Below are 1,227 nucleotides of genomic sequence, written 5' to 3' on the forward strand. Positions count from 1 at the left end.
TAGTCACAGAAAATATTCTATTGTAGCTTTGCCATTCCTGGATATTTATTTTTGCCTGACCACTAATAACAGAAATCTTGGGTTGACCAATAAGCGGTACAGGTGGAGAAGAAGAACCATTTTTTAGAAGAGGACGGTACTCCATAACATCCCTCAATTTATCAGTGTACGGGTCATTCAAAATTGTCCCAAGCCTCTCTTCGATTGGAGTGAGTGAAACTACAGAATTACGATCCCTTTAATTCTTGGTAGCCAATTATCTGTGATTTATTACCGAAAAATTAAGGTATAAAGCCTCTCCATTCATGGAGAAAAAGCGGTCGGAAAGCGGAGCATTCCGTCAGGATGGGATGGCGAGGTCTCCTCGCTAGCCTCCAATCGACCAAGACAGCGGTCGGAAAGCGGAGCATGACCTAGGATGGGATTCATGGGTTACCTAACCATATCCAATCTCCCCTTGAGAAGAAAAAAATTCCTTTTAACCAATCCTTCTATTACAGAATAGGTAATTATTAATTATTAATTGTTAATTATTAATTATTGAACACCAAACCTCCTAGAAGAGGTAAAAAAACAAAGTGAATATGAAATTATTAAAGGAATATTAACGGAGTTTGAATTAATTTTAGATAGGTACGAACAAGGCAGATAAAGACGAATAGAAGATGAAAAACAAAAATAATATTACTCAGGAAAGAAAAAGAATCATACAAAAAAAAGGACAAGTCATTGTCTTGCCAAAAGGTAAAGATATTGTAGATATTTCAGCAGGAGAACCAGGGAAAAAAAGTGATGTGCAATATTTCCGTGAAAGTGAGAAAAAATTTGACACTCAACAAAAATTTAGTGGAGATAAAGCCTATAGTGGAGAACTGCGGATTAAAATACCTAGAAAAAAGGCGAAAAAACGAGAATTAACAGACTGATAAAAATCTCAAAATAGAGAATTTGCAAGTGATGCGAATTTTTCTTGAAAATATAATTAGATTAATTAAAATATTTAGGCTGTCTCAAGAAATATTGAGATTAAATTCCGAAAAACTATCAACAAGGAATTATGACTATTTGTGGCTTAGTTCAATAATTAATAATTAATAATTAATAATTACCTCTTCTTAAAAACGGATAGGATTGGTTAAAAAGGAAATTTTTTTCTTCTCTTGGTCGATTGGATATGGCGTTTAGCGTTCCGCACAACGCGCGTTTTTCATGTCGGCGACAGCCGAA

The 1,227-nt window shown here is 34.7% G+C and carries 1 protein-coding gene; it reads left to right on the forward strand.

The window, feature by feature from the left end:
* Window positions 1-665: 665 nt before the first annotated feature.
* The gene (locus F6K22_RS41215; protein ID WP_293110979.1) at window positions 666-926 is read left to right on the forward strand and encodes a transposase family protein; all 261 of its coding nucleotides are present in this window, start codon (window positions 666-668) and stop codon (window positions 924-926) included.
* Window positions 927-1,227 lie beyond the last annotated feature (301 nt).

The organism is Okeania sp. SIO2F4, from assembly GCF_010672385.1.
Lineage (GTDB): Bacteria > Cyanobacteriota > Cyanobacteriia > Cyanobacteriales > Microcoleaceae > Trichodesmium.

Bases quoted from the DNA above. Each gene is read 5' to 3' on its own strand.
- F6K22_RS41215 (WP_293110979.1), top strand. From the start codon at position 666: ATGAAAAACAAAAATAATATTACTCAGGAAAGAAAAAGAATCATACAA.